This window comes from Pedobacter sp. Leaf41, assembly GCF_001422545.1.
Classification (GTDB): domain Bacteria; phylum Bacteroidota; class Bacteroidia; order Sphingobacteriales; family Sphingobacteriaceae; genus Pedobacter.
Map to the genome: position 1 here is coordinate 368,786 of NZ_LMLE01000001.1, position 19,111 is coordinate 387,896.

The following is a 19,111-nucleotide window of genomic DNA, read 5'->3' on the forward strand; positions in this document are numbered from 1 at the left end:
TGTGGGTTTTATCTCCAGGTTTTATATTGATTAATCAAGCCATTGGTCGAACTGTCGTGGCTTGCCACTTTTTCATTACCTTCCAACTCTGGAAGAATTTTTTTAGCCAATTGTTTACCCAATTCAACACCCCACTGATCAAAGCTGAAAATATTCCATATTACACCCTGAACAAAAATTTTGTGCTCATACATAGCTACCAAGCTTCCTAAAGTGTATGGCGTAATTTTTTTCAATAAAATAGAGTTCGTTGGTCTGTTGCCCTCAAAAACTTTAAAAGGCGTAATTTTGGAAATTTCTTCTGCCGACTTGCCGTCTTTTTTCAGTTCTTCGGTAACCTCTTCTTCCGTTTTACCGTTCATTAAGGCTTCGGTTTGCGCAAAAAAGTTAGATAGCAGAATTGGATGATGGTCTCCCAGTGGATTTAAGCTTTGTGCAGGGGCGATAAAATCAGCAGGAATGATTCTGGTACCTTGATGGATCAATTGATAAAAGGCATGCTGACCATTTGTACCAGGCTCGCCCCAAATAATTGGCCCTGTTTCATAATCAACTTCGTTGCCATTTCTATCTACATGTTTGCCGTTGCTTTCCATATCTCCCTGTTGGAAATACGCCGCAAAGCGATGCATGTATTGATCGTAAGGTAAAATTACCTGCGTTTCTGCATTATAAAAATTAATATACCAAATGCCTAATAATCCTAAAATTACAGGAATGTTGCTTTCAAATTCTGCAGTTTTAAAGTGATTGTCGGTTGCATGCGCACCAGCTAAAAGTTCTTTAAAATTATCGAAGCCAATACTTAATGAAATAGACAAACCAATTGCACTCCATAAAGAATAACGACCGCCAACCCAATCCCAAAATTCGAACATGTTTTCGGTATCAATTCCAAAAGCTGAAACATCTTTAGCATTGGTAGATAAGGCAGCAAAATGTTTTGCAATATCATTTTCTTTAGCTCCATTCTCTAAAAACCACGAACGGGCAGAATGCGCATTGGTCATTGTTTCTTGTGTAGTAAATGTTTTCGAAGCCACCAAAAACAATGTCGTTTCTGCGTTTAATCCTGAAAGAGTTTCAGCGATGTGCGTTCCATCAATATTAGAAACGAAGTGAATATTCAGGTGGTTCTTGTAGTGTTTCAAGGCTTCGGTAACCATTACAGGTCCTAAATCTGAACCTCCAATTCCTATGTTCACAATATCGGTAATCGCCTTTCCGGTATAACCTTTCCATTCACCACTGATAATGCTATTGCTAAATTTTTCCATTTTGGCAAGCACGGCATTTACTTCAGGCATTACATCCTTGCCATCAGCCAAAATGGGCGTATTGCTTAAGTTACGCAGTGCAATATGAAGTACAGAACGGTCTTCGGTTTCGTTGATTTTGTCACCGTAATACATCGCTTTAATGGCTTCGTCTAATTTACACTCGCGGGCCAGCTGAATTAACAAAGCCAAGGTTTCATCCGTAATTCTATTCTTGCTATAGTCAAGCAAGATATCTTCAAAAAAAACAGAAAATTTGTTGAAACGATCTGCATCTTCTGCGAAAAGATCTTTAATGCTTTTTTGATTAATATCTATAAAATGATCGGCCAGGTATTTATATGCCTCAGTTTCAGTAAAATTTATTTTCGGTAACATAGTTTTTGTTTTTTGTAAAAGTAATAAAGCAAATTTTTAATTCTGTCTTTTAATGTTCAAAAATCCATAAGTATTTTTATTGTTGAATCTATAGTGTAACTTTAATATTAGTCCCCGCAGATATTTTGCACCCAACAATAAAATAATTAACAAACGAGATGTTAGAAAATTTAAATGAATTGGTGCGTGAGAACGTACAGGACACGGTTGTAAATAACAGCGAAATTCCAAATGAGCAAAATGAACAGGTAATTCAAGCGGCGTCAGGTTCTATTTTTGATACGTTAAAAGATCAAATTTCCTCTGGAAATGTAGATGGATTGGCCGAAATTTTTAATTCTGGAAATGCAGAAGGATCAGCGGTTACACAGCAGGCAGCTGGAAGTTTTACAGATAAATTAGCCGGTTTAGGCATAAATGCAGAAACAGCGAAGAAATTGGCTGCAACGGTAATCCCCGTAATCATTGGAAAACTAACCCAAAAAACTGCTGACCCAAATGATAGTTCGTTCAATATCAAAGATGTAGTGGGCAGTTTGGCTGGTGGAAGTGATGGTAAATTCGATGTGAGCGATGTAATTGGGATGTTTAATGGCGGCAGACCTGCACCTGCAGCTAACCAAAACGGCGAAACTCCTGTCAATGGTGGAATATTAGATAAGCTGAAAGGCATGTTTAACTAGCGATTTTTAAATTGAAAGAGGCTGTATCATAAATCTAAATATCTTCAACTTTGTCACGTTGAGCTTGTCGAAACGCCTTAATTGGTTTTTTAATAAGTCCTCCGACAGGCTTACGATAACAGATTGTATATATGATACAGCTTTTTCTTGTTAAATTAGCAATTCAACTAATCATCTCCTATGAAGAAATTATACATCATCCCTTTTCTGCTGATTTCGTTAGCCAGCCTTGCTCAACAATCAGATTTACGTTCATCAGTTGCCAAAAAAGCCGATGCATTAGAACAAAAAGTTATCGCCTGGCGAAGAGATTTTCATGAACATCCTGAATTGGGCAATACCGAAACCAGAACAGCAGAAATCATTGCAAAGCATCTCGAATCGTTGGGCATAATGGTAAAAACTGGCGTTGCTAAAACTGGTGTGGTTGGCATTTTAAAAGGTGGTAAACCTGGTCCGGTGGTTGCATTACGGGCTGATATGGATGGCTTGCCTGTTACCGAGCGAGTAAATATTCCATTCGCTTCAAAAGTAAAGACACCGTATAACGGACAAGAAGTTGGTGTAATGCATGCTTGTGGTCATGATAGCCACATCGCCATTTTAATGGGTGTAGCAGAGGTCCTGGCATCTATGAAAAAGAATATCCCTGGCACAGTAAAATTCATTTTTCAACCCGCAGAAGAAGGTGTTCCGGCAGGAGAAGAAGGCGGTGCTGCTTTGATGATCAAGGAAGGCGTACTTGAAAACCCAAAAGTTGAAGCTATTTTCGGTTTACATATTAATGCACAAACAGAAGTTGGTAAAGTAACTTATCGCCCGGGCGGAACAATGGCCGCGGTAAATGATATGAAAATTACGGTAACAGGCCGTCAAGCGCATGGTGCTTACCCCTGGAGCAGTATTGATCCAATCGTCATTTCAGCACAAATTGTAAACAATCTTCAAACTATTGTAAGCAGGAATTTGAATGTTACAGAAAACCCAGGAGTGGTCACTATTGGAGCCATTACTGGTGGGGTTCGTTCAAATATTATTCCTGAGAAAGTGGAGATGCTAGGAACGGTTCGTAATTTCAGCAAAGAAGATGAAGCGATGTTCATCGAGCGTATTAAAACCATTGCCACCAAAACAGCCGAGGCTGGCGGCGGAACTGCTGAAGTTAAAATTCCATATAGTAACCATTATCCTGTAACATTCAATGATATCGCCTTAACAGAAAAGATGCTTCCAAGTATGAAAGCAACTGCCGGAGCCGACAATGTAATGCTTAAGCCGCCTGTTACTGGCGCTGAAGACTTTTCATTTTTTCAGGAAAAAATACCGGGCTTGTTTGTCTTTCTTGGTGGCATGCCGAAGGGTAAAGATCCTTTAAAAACGGCTTCTCATCATACCCCTGATTTTTATTTGGATGAAAGCGGCTTTGTGTTGGGTGTAAAATTGCTATCCAATTTAACGCTGGATTATATGGGGATGAAGAAATAGGGTAGGATTACCTTGTGCTAATCTAAATTATTTTTGTTAGCTTTTTCTAATATTGCTGTAGCTATATCTATTGATAGAAATTCTAACTCGCTAATTGGCAATTGAATAACAGATTCAATTTGTGATTGGTCTGACTTAAACAACATCACTCCAACTTCGCTATTGTCTTTAGGTATAATTGAAAATCGAAGATTTTCAGTAGATAATTCTTTTACATTATCTTTAAATAACCCATAGTCTGCTATATAAGAGACTTTATTACCACTTATCTCAATAATTTCCTTTCCATATGAATTCCATAAAGAAATTCTAAGTAAATAAAAACCACAGAGTGAAAATATTACTGCCATAATAATACCAGAAAAAGCTATTCTATTTCCTGCAGATACATTTAAAATTAAGCCACCAACTGGTAATAGAAAAAACAAAAAAGCAGTCAAAAATAAGATCACTCTTATGAGCAATGGTGTATTGCCAACTTTTAAAATCACTTTATTATTTTGAAAAGAGATACTGTGTATATGGTCGGATTTCATTGATCGTATAAGTTTGATTCCGGTATAGTAGATTCAATTTATTAGTTATTTAACTTGGAGCAGTTGAATTTTGATTATTATAAATATATTATGAAAAATTGAATATTTAATGTATAAAAAACCTGCTACTACCAATATTTCTCTTACCATTTTGAATACAAAGCTAGATGTGTATAATTATGATGATTTTCGTCACAAATAATTTATCAGCATCCATTTTCCTTTTGCTCAATCCAATTGTTATATTTGCCATTATGACCAAAGAACAGATTCAGGATTTAAGAGACAGAGTAACGTCTCTGAGGAGGCATCTTTGACGTCGATGAGCTACTATACGCCATCCGTGAAGAGGAAAAGTTAACGATGGCGCCCGATTTTTGGGACGATCCAAAAAAAGCAGAAAAAATATTAGCAGAAATCAGTTCGAAGAAAAAATGGACTGACGGCTTTAACCAAACCAATAATGCTGTAGAAGATGCAGCAGTAATGTTTGAGTTTTTTCAATCTGGCGATGCATCAGAAACAGAACTTCAAGAGCAATTTGAGATCAGCAAAACTTCGGTTGAAGAACTGGAACTCAAAAATATGCTCCGGAATAAAGAAGACCAACTTTCGGCGGTGATGCAAATTACCGCTGGTGCAGGTGGAACGGAAAGTTGCGATTGGGCTTACATGCTTATGCGGATGTATATGATGTGGGGCGATAAAAATGGTTACAAAATTACCGAACAAGATAGTCAGGAAGGGGAGATTGCAGGAATAAAATCGGTAACGCTTCAGTTTGATGGCGACTTTTCTTATGGTTATTTGAAAGGCGAAAATGGCGTTCATCGTTTGGTGCGTATCTCTCCCTTTGATTCGAACGCCCGTCGCCATACGTCTTTTGCGTCGGTTTACGTTTATCCGTTGGTTGATGATACCATTCAGATTGACATCAATCCGGCAGATATTGAATTTGAAACCTTTAGAGCAGGTGGCGCCGGTGGACAGAACGTAAATAAAGTAGAAACCGCTGTTCGTTTGTACCACAAACCATCGGGTATTATCATCAAAAATCAGGAGTCGAGATCGCAGTTGCAGAATAAAGAAAATGCCATTCGTTTGCTTAAATCTCAATTGTATGAAATTGAAGAGCGTAAACGCAATGAAGCCATTGCTGCGGTAGAAGGATCGAAGAAAAAGATAGAATGGGGTTCGCAGATTAGAAGTTATGTGCTCGATGACCGAAGGGTTAAAGATCACCGTACCAACTACCAAACGTCTAACCCTGATGCCGTTTTAAATGGTGATATTAACGACTTTTTGAAAGCTTATTTAATGGAATTTTAATAAACAATCATGGTAAAATCATTCATCCTTTTCTTTTTGTTTTTTATGGCGGTTCAAATTTCAAAATCACAAGAAGTAATTCCGTTATATACTGACAGCATTCCAGGGGCAAAGCCTACACCCTCAACATATGCCGAGAATACCGAGGTAAGATCTAATGGTACATTAAGCGTTACGAAGGTTTCAATACCAACACTTACGGTATTTGAAGCGCCGAAAGATATTGCCACCGGAACAGCGATAATCATTTGTCCGGGGGGTGGTTATGGAGCGCTTGCTTTTAGTCATGAAGGAACAGATGTGGCCAAGCGTTTCAATGCCATTGGGGTAACCGCTTTTGTTTTAAAATATCGTTTGCCGAGTGATCAAATCATGGTTGATAAAACTTATGCATTGCTTCAGGACGCACAGCAAGCCATTTATCTGGTAAGAAAGGCAGCTAAAAAATATCATATCAAAAGCAATAAGGTTGGAATAATGGGCTTTTCTGCAGGTGGTCACTTCGCCTCTACCTTAGAAATACATTATAATGATTTAAAAATAGCGAACCCGGAAAAAATAGATTTACGACCAAGCTTCGGTGTGCTGGTTTATCCAGTAATTAGTTTCGAAGAATCGGTACATACAGGGACTATGAAAAATCTATTGGGCCCCAATCCGCCAGATTCATTAAAAAGGTATTTTTCTGCAAATGAAAACGTAACTAAAAAAACACCTCCAACTTATTTCGTACATGCTAAAGATGACAAAACCGTACCAGTAGCGAACAGCGAATTAATGCATAAAGCATTACTTGCTGCTAAAGTTCCAAGTAACCTTTTCTATTTTGAAAAAGGTGGTCATGGTTTCGGGCTAATTAACAAAACAAGTACCACCGATTGGTTTAGCCTGATGGCAGGATGGTTAAAGGTTCAAAAATTTAAAGTAAAAGGAAATTTTTAACTATTTAGTGTACATAAAAAAGCCGCAATTTAAGTTACGTCTTTTTTATTTATTTAAAGTTTCAGCTATAACATCTACCAGTCCATTGGCATAGGCATCATCCGTTAACTCCCAAAACATAATACCGTTTAGCTTACGGTCAACTACGTATTTGGTTTTTAAAGCAATTGATTTTGGGTCATCGAAAGTAACAAGTTGTTTTGAAGCGGCATTGTAATAATATGGCGCTTTGGCTACATCATCCCAATAGTATTGAAACCCTTTGTCTACCGTAAACTGATCTGGAAAATTCTTGTAAGAAACACCACTTAAGAATTTTGTTGGTTGATATAACCCTTGGTTGGCATCCGTAGTGTTTTGGAAAATTCTTGAATAGAAAGCTGCGCCTAAAGCAATTTTTTGGGGTGGAACACCTACTTTAATCATTTCATTTATGGCCCAATCTGCAGAAAGTTGTTGTTGCGGCGTAGAGAAAAGTGGGGTATGATGCCCACTCTGTGTGGCATAACCGCTTACCAGGTCGTAGCTCATTAAGTTCACTCGATCTACTAAGGGCATCACTTTTTTCCACTCAAAACAAGAATCTATACAGTTTTTTGTACCTCCGGCAGCAAAACTAATCTCGGCTTTTTTGCCTAGTTTTTTGCGTAGCTCCTGAATCAATAAAGTGAAGTTGTGTTTATCAGCTTCTGTGTACCTATGGCCTGGGTAACCCGCTACTGCAGGATATTCCCAGTCGATATCGATTCCGTCTGCATGGAAATAATCCAATAGTTCTTTAGTGGTTTTGGCAAAAGTTTCCCGTCCGTTTTTTCTGCTGAATACTTCCGAGCAGGGTTCGCAAGCACTCCAACCTCCCATGGCAATCATCACTTTCAAATCTTTATTGCGACTTTTTAAAGCCACCATTTTCGAAATCAAAGCCGAATCTTTAGCACTTTTGATGTTCAGGCTATCGCCTTTAACATGCCCAAAGCTGTAAATTAAATGGCTCAGTTTCTCTACAGGGAAGCTGTCAATTAAAGTTCCACCGCCACCAGTATAATAGGCTATTACGTTTGGCTTAGCTATTTTTTGTGCTTTAAGATTATTTGCAAAGCAGATAAATCCTGCGAAAATAATAAATGAAGAAAGAGACAGAGGGGAGATTTTTTTCAATTTTTGGGATGTTTAAGGTTCGGCGATAATATTTTGCAGTTCGTTCAGTTCTCTCACTTTTTCTGTTGCACCGGCATTTTCGTAAGCAGAAATTAAATTCCTGATTACCCTGCGAATGATATCTGTATTGCTGCAGGGCCTGTAATATTCTGGCAGTGATTCTAAATTTAGTTGGCGGAGGAACTGATCAACATCATGTTTGCCAAAAATATTTCCACGGTTAAAAGCATTGATGTAAAACAATACGCCGTATTCAGTGCCTTCTTGTTTACTTTCATCTATAAAACCCAAAATGAAATGTTGAGGCAGATTGATACCATAGATTGGTAAATCTAATTTCTGGGCAAGCGTAGAGTAAATGATGGCCAATGATATTTGATTGCCTTTTTTGCTCTCTAAAACCTGGTTTAAATAAGAGTTTTGAGGGTCGTGATGATTTTTTGTGTTGCCACCAAAACCGTATTGTTGGTACAAAACATGGTTAATCAATTTTACCTTTTCTACCGAACTCATTTCGTATTGTAGGCCCAGCCAGATATCTCTTTTAATTTCCTCTATTTGGTTAATCACTTTTTGTTCATCCAAATCAGGATATTGATAACGGTTAATGATGAGCGCACCTTGCATCAAATCGAAAGCACCGCTTAAATACCATAAATTCAAATCTTCTTTAACCGTTTTAAATTGGATTTGGTGAACAATGTTTTCAATTCGTTCCTGCAAAAGCCCATCAAAAGATTGCTCCCAGGCATTTTCCAGATAGTGGATTACTTCACCACCATATTCGAGCAGTTTCTGCTCAACATGCTGATAAACTTCATCATCCGGATCATCCAATAATTTAACTAATGCGCTTATCTCTCCGATATTTTCCATAAAACATACACACGTTTGCCGCGTTTAATTACTTTTGCAATATTATGCTATTTCAATTTATTACCGATTACATTAAACATCGTTTAACAGCGAAAACCCGTCATGGAACGCATTCACCATTCGTATACAAGCTCGCTGATGCGGTAATTTACGATTTTAGCGAGAAATCTCAATACAAAAACATAGAAGAGCAAAGAAAAAAACTTTTTTCTGACGATTCTGAAATCACCGTTACAGATCTGGGAGCAGGTTCCCATCTTAATAAGAACCGAACAAAGAAGATAAGTGAAATTGCTAAAAATGCACTTAAAAGTCCGCGGTTAGCTAAACTCATTTATCGTTTAGCAGAAAATACTAATCCCAAAACCGCAATTGAATTGGGCACTTGTTTAGGAATTACCTCATCATACTTGGCAAAAGCTTGTCCCGAAGCTGAAATTATTACTATAGAGGGCTGTCCTCAAACGGCCGAGGTGGCAAAGAGAAATTTCCAGGATCTCGATCTAAATAATATTGAACTTCATGTAGGTAATTTCGACCTCATTTTACCTGATATCATTGCTAAGCAGCCAAGTCTCGATTTCGTTTATATTGATGGCAACCACCGCAAAGATGCTACCTTAAATTACTTTAAATGGTGTTTGCCAAAAGTTACCGAAAATTCTTTGCTCATTTTTGATGATATTTACTGGAGCCAGGGAATGAAAGAAGCTTGGGAAGAGATCAAAAGCCATCCAGAAGTAACAGTCACAGTTGATTTATTTTGGATTGGATTGGTTTATTTCAAAAAAGGACAAGCCAAAGAGCATTTCAAGCTGAAATTTAATCAATAAATAAACCAGTATGAAAATCGAACCCAAACTTCAAGGTATCCAGAAGTTATCGGCATTGTATATTTTGCTAATTAGCTTTTTTGTGGGGATTTTAGGTTTTTTAGGTTCGTTGCTCTTAAAAACTGACATGCTCACCCACGTGATGTTTGGCTGGGATATTTTTAGTTTAATGCTGATATCATTGCACTGGTTCATGTTTTTCAAAACATCACCTATCGAAACCTGCTTAAAAGCAAAAATTCAAGATGAAACTAAAGAAGAGATTTTTGCAATTGTTGTAGTTTCTACCTTCGCTGGGTTGTTGGCTGTAATTCTGCTGTTAATCAATAAAGATATCAAACCGCTCTCATTGGTTATCGCCTTATCAGGAATGTTTTTGTCGTGGTTCTTGGTTCATACCACTTTCAGCATGCGTTACGCACATCTTTTTTATGGCGATAATGAAAATGGAAAGGGTTCAGGATTGGATTTTCCCGGCAATGAATCTCCAGATTTTGTTGATTTTGCCTACTTTTCTTTCGTTTTAGGGATGACTTTTCAGGTTTCTGATGTCGAAATTTCTTCCCGTCAAATTCGTCGGCTTTCCTTGCTACACAGTTTAATCGCCTTTATTTTCAATACGGTAATTGTGGCGTTAACCATTAATGCATTGGCTGGATTAAGTCACTAATTTCAGAGGCTATATTGTTGATCAATTATTCGGAAATGATCAGTTCTGTATTTCGTGGCGGCTTTCTGTCCCGCTCCCGCTTCTGCTCCCGATAAAAAATCGGGGAGCATCTCGCTTCGATCGGGTTTAAAAACAAAGACAGCTGCATATTGCCTATTCATCTAGTGTAATACCTTCTCAAAAATTTAGGGTAATCAAATTTTAAAAATTTATGCCCCTAGCGGCTTATTCCGGGTCGTATTCGCAACGACATTCAGTATGAAAACTAAAAAATCAATAATATAACTGATTTTATAGTTGTATAACTGAAAAATAAGTTATAAGTTTGGATATGGAAGAATTAACCAAAACGGAAGAGCGGATTATGCAGGTTTTATGGAAGCTAAAGAAAGCATTCGTAAAAGATATTATCGATGAGCTAGATGACGAACCAAAACCACCATACAACACTATTTCATCTATCGTAAGGCTTTTAGAAAAGAAAGGTTATGTTAACTACAAAGCTTATGGAAAAACCTATGAGTATTTTCCTGCCATCGATAAAGACGATTATGCCAAAACCACATTTTCTAAACTGTTTTCTGGCTATTTTGATAATTCACCAGCCAGTTTATTATCCTTTATGGTTAAAGAAGAAAAATTGAGTGAAAGCGATATAGAAGAAATCCAAAAGATCATTCACCAAAATCAAAAATCATGATTTTACTGTATTTACTCAAGGTTTCGGCTTGTACGGTTATCTTTTTCATAGCCTATCATTTTTTGTTATCGAAACTTACTTTCTTTAAACTTAACCGTTTATTCTTATTAACGGCATTGCTTTTTAGTTTCGCCATTCCGGCTTTAACAGTAGAAAGTACAAGGGAAATTTCGGTCAATCATCAAGAGACGCCAGTTAAGGTAGCTTATAGCAATGAAGCTGCTTTTGAACAAGATTTTAATGATAATCAGCTAATAAAGGATTCGCCTACTCATTGGAGTCAGTTAATAGTTTATGTGTATGGTGCCGTTTTGCTGGCATTAATTTTCCGAATGGTTATTATGATGGGTATCGTTCAGCGTTCTATCACAAAATACAAATCTTCTCAAAATGGTAAACTTATTCTGGTTCAACCTCATGCACAAATAAAAAATTGCTCCTTTTTAAATCAAATCATCATAGATGAAAGCTTAACAAAAGATGAAAGAGATTTGGTAATTCAGCACGAGTCGGCTCATGTAACACAAGGCCACGCTGTCGACAAGCTCCTGGTAAATTTAGCAGTTTGTATTTTATGGTTCAATCCCATCATTTATTTCTGGAGAAATGCGATCGATCACAATCACGAGTTTTTGGCTGATCAGGAAACACTAAAAACCGCTGATAAAAAAGCTTATGCATCTTTATTGTTGAATTTGGCCATGCCTTCAAGTACGTTATTGGCGCATAGGTTTAGCAAACTGCCATTAAAAAAAAGAATTATGATGTTGTACAAAAAACCAAACTCCAATATGAAAAAGCTCATTTACTTTTCATTTATTCCAATAATTGCGCTTTGCTTATTAGCCTTTGTAAACCGTAAAGAAGTTATTGTAACAAAAAATGTGGCAGATAATGGAAATTATTTTACTCATGTTAAGGTTTACAAGAAAGATTATTTTAAAACAGCAACAGTTTTAGATCCGAATGCGAAACCTGCATTTAACGAGGCAGAAGTGGTATTGGTTCTTGATGCAGGACATGGAGGCAGAGATGCAGCTTCGGTTGCCCTGGATGGGCAAAGGGAAAAAGACATGAATTTGAGAGCAGTAAACATTTTAAAAGAAGAAGCTACTAAAAGAGGCATCAAAATTCGGTTAACCAGAAGTGGTGATGAGTATGTATCACTTCGCGATCGATTACCTATTCAACCTGCTACTGCTTTTATATCTATTCATCATAATGCAATGCCTAAGAATGGTTCCTTGGCCTTCGGCGGCATAGAGCTTTATGTTTCGAAATTAAATAAGAATATTAAAATAGCAGAAGAACTGGGCGCAAATATCTTAGGAAAACTTAAGCAAGTGAAGGGGACGCCTGTCCAAAATTCGCTTAAGGATGCAAGTTTGTTGGTATTAAGAGAATCTCAAACGCCAGCAGTTTTGATTGAATTAGGGAATATTACCGATCAAAAAAGTCTGGATTTCATCACTCAGGAAAGCAACCTTCGTAAAATCAGTAATTTAATATTAGATGGGTTTGTCTTGTTCTCAAAACGAGGTTGTTAAAGATTAAAATATGGAATGGTTCATCTATTTGGTTAAGGCCAGCGCCTGTACAGTTTTGTTTTTCGGCTTCTATCTTTTGGTTTTAAGAAGACTAACCTTCTTTAAATTCAATCGATTTTACCTGCTTGGCTCATTAATTTTAAGTTCAATTATTCCTGCTTTACAGTTTGAAATTAAACGCGAAATCGAGATAAAAGAGATTCAGATTCCGTTAGTTGATCCAAACCTCAAGCCTATTAGCGATGCGCCATTCCAAATGATCAACCCTGTTGCAGTTGAATACCAGTATATAGATAAACCCGAAATAAATTGGGAAAAAATAGGGTTTTACTTTTATTTAGGCATTACCTCATTAATCATTTTGGCCTGTGCCTGGAGGTTGGTTGCCTTAATAAAGTGTACTAGGAAGTATGTAAAAACCAATGATGGCTTAAAATTGGTTACAAAAAAGAAGGGGTTTACGAACTGCTCTTTTTTCAATTATGTTTTTATCGATGAAAATAGCTTAAGCGAAAACGAATTGCAGGTTTTACTAATTCATGAAAGGGTTCATGCTCAACAACTTCATTCTGTTGATAAGATTTTGCTAATGCTTTTTAAAGCTTTGTTTTGGTTTAATCCAATCATTTATTTGTTTGATAAAGCGTTAGAACAAACCCATGAGTATGAAGCAGATGATATTACATCTGCTGACTTTGGGAATCAAGCTTATGCGAATTTGCTGTTCAGGCTTGCCGTAGCTAAAAATGATATGCCACTCATTCATAATTTTGTGAAAAGCCCGGTTAAGGATAGAATCAAGATGTTGTTTAACTCAAAATCTAAAAACATGAAAAAACTAATGTATTTGCTGGCTTTGCCAGTGGTATTTGGATTAGTTTGGCTATTGTCAGTGGAAGTAGTTTACGCTGAAAAAGTTGTTCCAGAATACAAATTAAAGAGTGGAGATGTTAAAGTGATGGATTCAGCGCAAGCCAAGTCAAATACCATTGTGAGCCAGAAACAAAAAATCAAAAGGATAGTACGAAGTGATACGGTGAAGAGATCATCAAGATCAGTTATCCCCAAAATTAATTCTTTCAAAAAGATAACTGGAGATACAAAAAACAAAATTTCTGTAATGCAAGATGCGGTGATTGAAATAAAATCGGATGTGCTGAGGGCTGAAAGCGTAGAATGGAATAAAGTGACGAATATTTTAAAAGCTAAAAATGCTTCGCTAACTAATGATTTGGGCGATAAAACTCTTGCCAAATTAATCATTTTCGATTTAAACACGGGAAATTATAAATCATTTTCTGGTAAACAAGATTTCAAAGAAATAGAATACAAACCGTTTAGTGAGGGCTCGAAGGTTGATTACAAAGGAGACTCTGTTAGATTTAGCAAGAATAAGTCAATAGCATACATTTATGGTCACGCAGAAGCTTCCGTCGATCAGACAAGGATTATAGGTAGCAAAATTCTCATTAATTCTGCCGACCGATTACTTAAAGCGATCAATGCAACAATTATCTCAAAAAACCAAAAGCCTATCAAAGCAGATAGTATTTATTATGACATTAGCACATCAAAGGCTAAGTTGTTTGGTGCTGATCTAAATCCTTAATGATAAAGTCGACATTATCACTTTTAATTTTATTGCTTGCTCTTCAAAGTAAGGCACAGCTCAGGATTTCAGGAAAAGTTGAGAATGATAAAAATGCCTCTCAGCGTAATGTATCTATAACATTGGCGGAACCCCGCACTAAAATACGGTATACCCAATCAGATACCTTGGGTAATTATTCTTTCTCAAACATCAGTGGGGGCGAGTATTTAATCACCTTTTCGGCAATTGGATTTAATACACAGCAGAAAAGTATCCAATTATCAAGAGACACTTCAATTAACATTAAACTAGAAATAGCTTCGAATGAGCTTGCTGATGTTCAAATCAATTCAAAAAGGCCTTTATTGGAGAAAAGAATTGATCGAACAATATTTAACGTAGAAAATAGCGTGACTGCAATCGGTAGCGATGCGCTTGAATTATTGGCCAAAGTTCCAGGCGTTCGGGTAGTAAATGATCAGATTTCACTCGTAGGCAAAGGTGGTGTAAATGTGATGGTGAATGATAAATTAATACAGCTGAGTCAGGATGATTTGTCTAATTATCTCAAATCTATTTCATCTCATCAAATTTCGAAAATAGAAGTGATTACCAATCCTCCGGCACATTATGATGCACAGGGGAATAACGGCTTGATTAATATCGTGCTAAAAAAAACAACAGCTGAAGGTTTCAAGGGTTCTGTTAATACCGTTTTTACGCAAGCTTCACATCCAACGGCTTCCATGGGTGGAAACTTGAATTATCGAAAAGATAAAATTACCGTTAATTCAACCTTTAACATCAGAAAAGGTTCCATTGTACCATTTGAACAAAGTACTATTTTTTACCCTTCACAAAGCTGGAATGTAATTAACAAAGACCGTAATTTCAGAACGGTACCCAGCGGGCAAATTGGATTGGATTATCAAATTTCCAAAAAAACAATGCTTGGTGCTGCGTACAATGGCGGTTATACAAATTTTCATTCGGAAGAGAATCTAAAAACCAGGGTAACTAACGTCAATCAGCAGTTAGACTCTGTTCTAAATTCTGATGCAAATGCAGTAATCAGCTCCCGTTATCATTCTGCAAATCTGTTTTTAAAACAAACATTAGATTCAACAGGCAAACAGCTCACCATAAATGCAGACTGGTTTAGCTTTGCCGACGATAAAAATAGGACTTTCAATAACCGGAGTTTTTTCGGTGATGGTGCTATAATACCGGGATCATTTGCAGAATATTTATCAACGAGCAAACAAGGAATTACACTTTATACGCTAAAAGCTGATGTAGATTTGCCTTATAAAAATTTTAAAGTTTCGTTCGGTACCAAACTTAGTTTTATTAAGAACGAAAGCGATATTGCGTTTTATAGAAAACGGAATGACATTTATGCTGTCGATTTGAGTCAAAGCAATTTATTTACTTATCATGAAAACACTCATGCCTTGTATGCTAATGTGAACAAGACCATTAAAAAGTGGGATTTTCAATTTGGCCTGCGGTCGGAATATACCCAGATAAATGGAAATTCAGTCAATCAAGAAATAAAGTCTAATTATCTACAGTTGTTTCCTACTTTCTACGCCACTTATCGTGGTGGCAATCAAAGTGCATGGAGTATCAATTATGGGCGTAGAATTAACCGACCAGCCTACCGGAAGTTAAATCCTTTTCGGTGGTACAGCAATCAATATGTTTATACTGAAGGTAATCCGTTTTTGCAGCCGTCTTATAATCACAACATCGAGCTTTCGCACACTTACAAAAGTTCTCTCACCAGTACGTTATCGTTTAGCGGTGCCAATAATGGTTTTGCTGATGTGAATTTTATCGATGTAAACTCAAATACCCAAGCCACTAAACCCGTAAACTTCATTACCGGATATAGTTACCAATTTATTAATTCCCTAGTGTCAAACCCATTCGAAAATTGGCAAACCATTAATCAGTTTGATGTTTTTTACATTTTATCGAAGTCGGCAATTTTGCAAACACAAGCAAATTTGAGCAGAATGGGCGCATACTTTTCAACTTCAAATCAATTTACCATAAATAAAAGCAAAACTGTTTTGGCCGATGTTAATTTTTGGTTTCAATTTCCGACAGCTAAAGGATTAAATGAAGTTAAAAGCCAGTATAATTTAGATTTTGGAGTGAAGACTTTGCTGCTCAATAAAAAACTCCAGCTATCTTTAAGCGCAAACGATTTGCTGAAATCCAATAGGTATCGGTTTAGCAGTTTAATCAATAACATTAAACAAGATTACAATAATTATTACGATGCCAGACAATTACGAATCACTGCCCGATTTAATTTCGGAAATGAGAAGCTGAAACAAACGGATCGTAAATCAGGAAATGAAGAGGAGCGAAGGCGGAGCAATTAAACTTAGCACTGTGCACAATTCATTACCCGATAATAGCGGCTGTGAAGAGAGAAACGATTTTTCATCGTTTGGGGTAATTTCATTATCGCAATTGCAGTTGCCGAATTAGATTGCGGCGTTGTTCCTCCTCGCAAAGACGTGTTGGTCAATTAAAACGCTTCCGCGATGCTGATATAAAATCCACTTTGACGCTTTTCATTTGGTCTTTTCTCGCCGATTCCGTAATCTAAACGAACGCTGATTCCTTTTTCCGGATCGAAGAAATACCGCAATCCAGCGCCATAATTTGGTTTGAAAGCATTGGTAGAAAAATCATCAACGCCCCAAACGGTTCCGGTTCCGCCAAATAGCGTAGCGCCGAAACGACTGCTATAACGATATCTTAACTCCGCCTGCGCAGCCAATAAGTTTTTATCGCGATAGCGCCCGCCATAGTAGCCACGCATCATTTCGTCGTTACCAATTTGTGGTAATAGATAAACAGGTGTGTTGCTGCCCAAAACGGTATTGTACAATCCTTGTACGCCTACTGCGAAGCTTTTGTTCAATCGCCAGAAATTCCTTACATCAATTTTTATCTGGCTACCTGTAAAATTGCCAGCCGAAAAAATATCAGGAGCATATTGATACGTACCTCTGATGAAAAAGCCTTTTGTGGTGTAGTTGTTATTATTCCTGGCGTCATAACTTTGCGAAACACCTAGATATAAAACGCTACCAGTTCTATTGTTATAATATGGGTCGCTGTTAAAAATTCCATCGGCAACTACATCCTTATATTTGTAGTTTTCAAAACCTAGCGAAACCCCGGTATAGGCCTTTGGCAATAACTGTTTTTCTGCCTGAAGCAAAACTTTAATCTGCTGCTGGATCAATTTATCTTCATTAGCCTCTTCGGTACTGTTGCCAATGCCATAAAAGTTAAAAGGCATGCGTTTAAAACGCAATTCGCCAATGTAATGGAGCTTATTTTCTTTTCCCCAAATATCAATGAGCGAACTCATATTGTAAGCTTTCAAGGTAGAGTAGTTCAGGTTTAAAGTTAAAGATGATGGACGATTTGTAGTATCCAACCGATCAGCATAAAAACCAACAATCGCACCAACACCAAACTGAAAACCCGTTTCCTGGGCATATCCGAATGAAGGAATGGGCAAAAAGCTTGCTTTGCGTAAAGTATCTTTTTCGTTTGATAGCAACTTTTTTATCAATTTCATTTGAGCAAATGAACTTCCAGATAGGAACAAGAAACTCAGGAGAAAATAAACTTTTTTCATTGCCGCAAATTAACTCATTTTTTTATTAAGAATTATTTACTGAAGGGCGATAGCTGTTTTATGACAGTGGCTTGGGATTCATTAATAGTAGCAAGGCTTGAGCCACCTAAACCGGATTGGCGAGGAAAGCGCCCAACTTTTCGTTGGGCCTTGTACCAAAAAGCCGGACTACCATAACCTATAAGTGTTGATTTTGCTTTCCAAAATAGAACCTTAAAGCTGTAATTCTAAGCAATACGGACTTTAGTTTTATCCTTTCGGGCTAAATGCCTACTTTTGCGAAAAATAATACATAACAAAATGAGCAATACTAGAGGACCAATATCTCAGTTTATGGAGCGTAATTATCTCCATTTCAATGCTGCGGCGATGATGGATGCGGCTAAGGGCTACGAAACGCATTTGGATGAAGGTGGTAAAATGATGATTACCCTTGCCGGTGCAATGAGTACTGCTGAATTGGGTATTTCGCTTGCAGAAATGATCCGCCAGGATAAGGTATCTATCATTTCTTGTACAGGAGCTAATCTGGAAGAAGATATAATGAACCTGGTAGCGCATTCGCATTATAAACGTGTGCCTAATTACCGCGATTTGAGTCCCCAGGATGAATGGGATTTATTAGAAAACCATTACAACCGCGTTACTGATACTTGTATTCCTGAAGAAGAGGCTTTCCGTCGTTTGCAAAAACACATTCAAAAAATCTGGATGGATGCTGAAGCAGCAGGCGAACGCTATTTTCCACATGAATTTATGTACAAAATGCTTTTAAGTGGAGATTTAGAGCAATATTATGAGATTGATCCAAAAAATTCGTGGATGTTAGCTGCTGCTGAAAAAAATCTTCCAATTGTGGTTCCAGGATGGGAAGATTCAACTATGGGAAATATTTTTGCTTCCTACGTGATGAAAAAAGAGCTAACTGCGACTACTGTAAAAGGTGGTATCGAATATATGGGCTGGTTAGCCGATTGGTATATTGCAAACAGTGGCGGCAAAGGTATTGGTTTCTTCCAGATCGGTGGTGGTATTGCCGGTGATTTCCCAATCTGCGTGGTGCCAATGTTATATCAGGATATGGAAATGGAAAATATTCCTTTCTGGAGCTATTTCTGCCAGATTTCTGATTCTACAACTTCATACGGTTCATACTCTGGAGCGGTACCGAATGAAAAAATTACCTGGGGTAAGTTAGATATCAATACACCAAAGTTTATTGTAGAAAGTGATGCAACAATTGTAGCACCGCTGATGTTTGCCTGGATATTAAGGCAATAAGAATAACATTTTGATAAAACAAAATTTAAGCTTCATGCCCATTTTAGATAAAGATCGAAAAATGGGCATTTTTATTGCCTGAGTGGCCTGAAACATCATTTGTTTAGAATGATTATAAATTGTATTTCCGGTCACTATTATGTCATGGGATT

Annotated in this window: 16 protein-coding genes; 11 read left to right on the forward strand and 5 right to left on the reverse strand. The window is 37.2% G+C overall.

The genetic code is table 11. The annotated features are described in order from the left end of the window. Positions 1–8: 8 nt before the first annotated feature. On the reverse strand, positions 9–1,655 hold the full coding sequence (gene pgi, locus ASE92_RS01705; protein WP_056848375.1) for a glucose-6-phosphate isomerase: 1,647 nt from the start codon (positions 1,653–1,655) through the stop codon (positions 9–11). Between the two features lie 158 nt (positions 1,656–1,813). On the opposite strand from pgi, the gene ASE92_RS01710 reads away from it, so the two are divergent. Both ASE92_RS01710 and ASE92_RS01715 read left to right on the forward strand, forming a co-directional pair. After that, the gene (locus tag ASE92_RS01710; protein WP_056848376.1) at positions 1,814–2,338 is read left to right on the forward strand and encodes a hypothetical protein; all 525 of its coding nucleotides are present in this window, start codon (positions 1,814–1,816) and stop codon (positions 2,336–2,338) included. 180 nt (positions 2,339–2,518) lie between these two features. Continuing rightward, positions 2,519–3,823 (forward strand): amidohydrolase, encoded by a 1,305-nt coding sequence (locus ASE92_RS01715; RefSeq protein ID WP_056848377.1) that lies wholly within the window; start codon positions 2,519–2,521, stop codon positions 3,821–3,823. 17 nt (positions 3,824–3,840) lie between these two features. Here the strand turns inward: ASE92_RS01715 and ASE92_RS01720 are convergent, their stop codons facing one another. Further along, positions 3,841–4,359 carry a hypothetical protein gene (locus tag ASE92_RS01720; RefSeq protein ID WP_056848378.1) on the reverse strand — a complete coding sequence of 173 codons (519 nt, stop codon included), beginning with the start codon at positions 4,357–4,359 and terminating at the stop codon, positions 3,841–3,843. Between the two features lie 254 nt (positions 4,360–4,613). On the opposite strand from ASE92_RS01720, the gene prfB reads away from it, so the two are divergent. Together prfB and ASE92_RS01730 are read left to right on the forward strand one after the other, a co-directional pair. Further along, a protein-coding gene (gene prfB, locus ASE92_RS01725) for a peptide chain release factor 2 (protein ID WP_157255606.1) occupies positions 4,614–5,688 on the forward strand; the annotation gives its coding sequence in 2 pieces (ribosomal slippage) (positions 4,614–4,673 and positions 4,675–5,688; 1,074 coding nt in all). Positions 5,689–5,697: 9 nt separating this feature from the next. Further along, positions 5,698–6,630 carry an alpha/beta hydrolase gene (locus tag ASE92_RS01730; RefSeq protein ID WP_056848379.1) on the forward strand — a complete coding sequence of 311 codons (933 nt, stop codon included), beginning with the start codon at positions 5,698–5,700 and terminating at the stop codon, positions 6,628–6,630. Between the two features lie 45 nt (positions 6,631–6,675). Here the strand turns inward: ASE92_RS01730 and ASE92_RS01735 are convergent, their stop codons facing one another. Both ASE92_RS01735 and ASE92_RS01740 read right to left on the reverse strand, forming a co-directional pair. Continuing rightward, a complete protein-coding gene (locus ASE92_RS01735) occupies positions 6,676–7,788 on the reverse strand; it encodes a glycoside hydrolase family 18 protein (protein WP_157255607.1) in 1,113 nt (370 codons plus the stop codon). A gap of 12 nt (positions 7,789–7,800) precedes the next feature. After that, positions 7,801–8,664: a transglutaminase-like domain-containing protein gene (locus ASE92_RS01740; protein ID WP_056848380.1), complete on the reverse strand. Its 864-nt coding sequence runs from the start codon at positions 8,662–8,664 to the stop codon at positions 7,801–7,803. A gap of 44 nt (positions 8,665–8,708) precedes the next feature. Between ASE92_RS01740 and ASE92_RS01745 the strand changes: the two genes are divergently transcribed. From ASE92_RS01745 to ASE92_RS01770, 6 genes are all read left to right on the forward strand, one after another. Then, a complete protein-coding gene (locus ASE92_RS01745) occupies positions 8,709–9,497 on the forward strand; it encodes an O-methyltransferase (protein ID WP_056848381.1) in 789 nt (262 codons plus the stop codon). Between the two features lie 10 nt (positions 9,498–9,507). Further along, positions 9,508–10,167 (forward strand): DUF1345 domain-containing protein, encoded by a 660-nt coding sequence (locus ASE92_RS01750; RefSeq protein WP_056848382.1) that lies wholly within the window; start codon positions 9,508–9,510, stop codon positions 10,165–10,167. 331 nt (positions 10,168–10,498) lie between these two features. After that, positions 10,499–10,867: a BlaI/MecI/CopY family transcriptional regulator gene (locus ASE92_RS01755; protein WP_056848383.1), complete on the forward strand. Its 369-nt coding sequence runs from the start codon at positions 10,499–10,501 to the stop codon at positions 10,865–10,867. Further along, the gene (locus tag ASE92_RS01760) at positions 10,864–12,414 is read left to right on the forward strand and encodes a M56/M15 family metallopeptidase (protein WP_056848384.1); all 1,551 of its coding nucleotides are present in this window, start codon (positions 10,864–10,866) and stop codon (positions 12,412–12,414) included. Before ASE92_RS01755 ends, ASE92_RS01760 begins: the two co-directional genes overlap by 4 nt. A 10-nt stretch (positions 12,415–12,424) precedes the next feature. After that, positions 12,425–14,023 (forward strand): M56 family metallopeptidase, encoded by a 1,599-nt coding sequence (locus ASE92_RS01765; RefSeq protein ID WP_056848385.1) that lies wholly within the window; start codon positions 12,425–12,427, stop codon positions 14,021–14,023. Further along, positions 14,023–16,401, forward strand: a complete 2,379-nt coding sequence (locus tag ASE92_RS01770; RefSeq protein ID WP_056848386.1) for an outer membrane beta-barrel family protein — start codon at positions 14,023–14,025, stop codon at positions 16,399–16,401. Before ASE92_RS01765 ends, ASE92_RS01770 begins: the two co-directional genes overlap by 1 nt. A 149-nt stretch (positions 16,402–16,550) precedes the next feature. Here ASE92_RS01770 and ASE92_RS01775 read toward each other — a convergent pair whose 3' ends face one another. After that, the gene (locus ASE92_RS01775) at positions 16,551–17,678 is read right to left on the reverse strand and encodes a hypothetical protein (RefSeq protein WP_056848387.1); all 1,128 of its coding nucleotides are present in this window, start codon (positions 17,676–17,678) and stop codon (positions 16,551–16,553) included. A 300-nt stretch (positions 17,679–17,978) separates the two neighbouring features. Here ASE92_RS01775 and ASE92_RS01780 point away from each other — a divergent pair, with 300 nt between their 5' ends. Continuing rightward, a complete protein-coding gene (locus tag ASE92_RS01780; protein ID WP_056848388.1) occupies positions 17,979–18,959 on the forward strand; it encodes a deoxyhypusine synthase family protein in 981 nt (326 codons plus the stop codon). Positions 18,960–19,111 lie beyond the last annotated feature (152 nt).

Excerpts from the sequence above, each read along its gene's own strand:
- pgi (WP_056848375.1), bottom strand. The coding sequence starts at position 1,655 with ATGTTACCGAAAATAAATTTTACTGAAACTGAGGCATATAAATACCTG.
- ASE92_RS01710 (WP_056848376.1), top strand. The coding sequence starts at position 1,814 with ATGTTAGAAAATTTAAATGAATTGGTGCGTGAGAACGTACAGGACACG.
- ASE92_RS01715 (WP_056848377.1), top strand. The coding sequence starts at position 2,519 with ATGAAGAAATTATACATCATCCCTTTTCTGCTGATTTCGTTAGCCAGC.
- ASE92_RS01720 (WP_056848378.1), bottom strand. The coding sequence starts at position 4,359 with ATGAAATCCGACCATATACACAGTATCTCTTTTCAAAATAATAAAGTG.
- ASE92_RS01730 (WP_056848379.1), top strand. The coding sequence starts at position 5,698 with ATGGTAAAATCATTCATCCTTTTCTTTTTGTTTTTTATGGCGGTTCAA.
- ASE92_RS01740 (WP_056848380.1), bottom strand. The coding sequence starts at position 8,664 with ATGGAAAATATCGGAGAGATAAGCGCATTAGTTAAATTATTGGATGAT.
- ASE92_RS01745 (WP_056848381.1), top strand. The coding sequence starts at position 8,709 with ATGCTATTTCAATTTATTACCGATTACATTAAACATCGTTTAACAGCG.
- ASE92_RS01750 (WP_056848382.1), top strand. The coding sequence starts at position 9,508 with ATGAAAATCGAACCCAAACTTCAAGGTATCCAGAAGTTATCGGCATTG.
- ASE92_RS01755 (WP_056848383.1), top strand. The coding sequence starts at position 10,499 with ATGGAAGAATTAACCAAAACGGAAGAGCGGATTATGCAGGTTTTATGG.
- ASE92_RS01760 (WP_056848384.1), top strand. The coding sequence starts at position 10,864 with ATGATTTTACTGTATTTACTCAAGGTTTCGGCTTGTACGGTTATCTTT.
- ASE92_RS01765 (WP_056848385.1), top strand. The coding sequence starts at position 12,425 with ATGGAATGGTTCATCTATTTGGTTAAGGCCAGCGCCTGTACAGTTTTG.
- ASE92_RS01770 (WP_056848386.1), top strand. The coding sequence starts at position 14,023 with ATGATAAAGTCGACATTATCACTTTTAATTTTATTGCTTGCTCTTCAA.
- ASE92_RS01775 (WP_056848387.1), bottom strand. The coding sequence starts at position 17,678 with ATGAAAAAAGTTTATTTTCTCCTGAGTTTCTTGTTCCTATCTGGAAGT.
- ASE92_RS01780 (WP_056848388.1), top strand. The coding sequence starts at position 17,979 with ATGAGCAATACTAGAGGACCAATATCTCAGTTTATGGAGCGTAATTAT.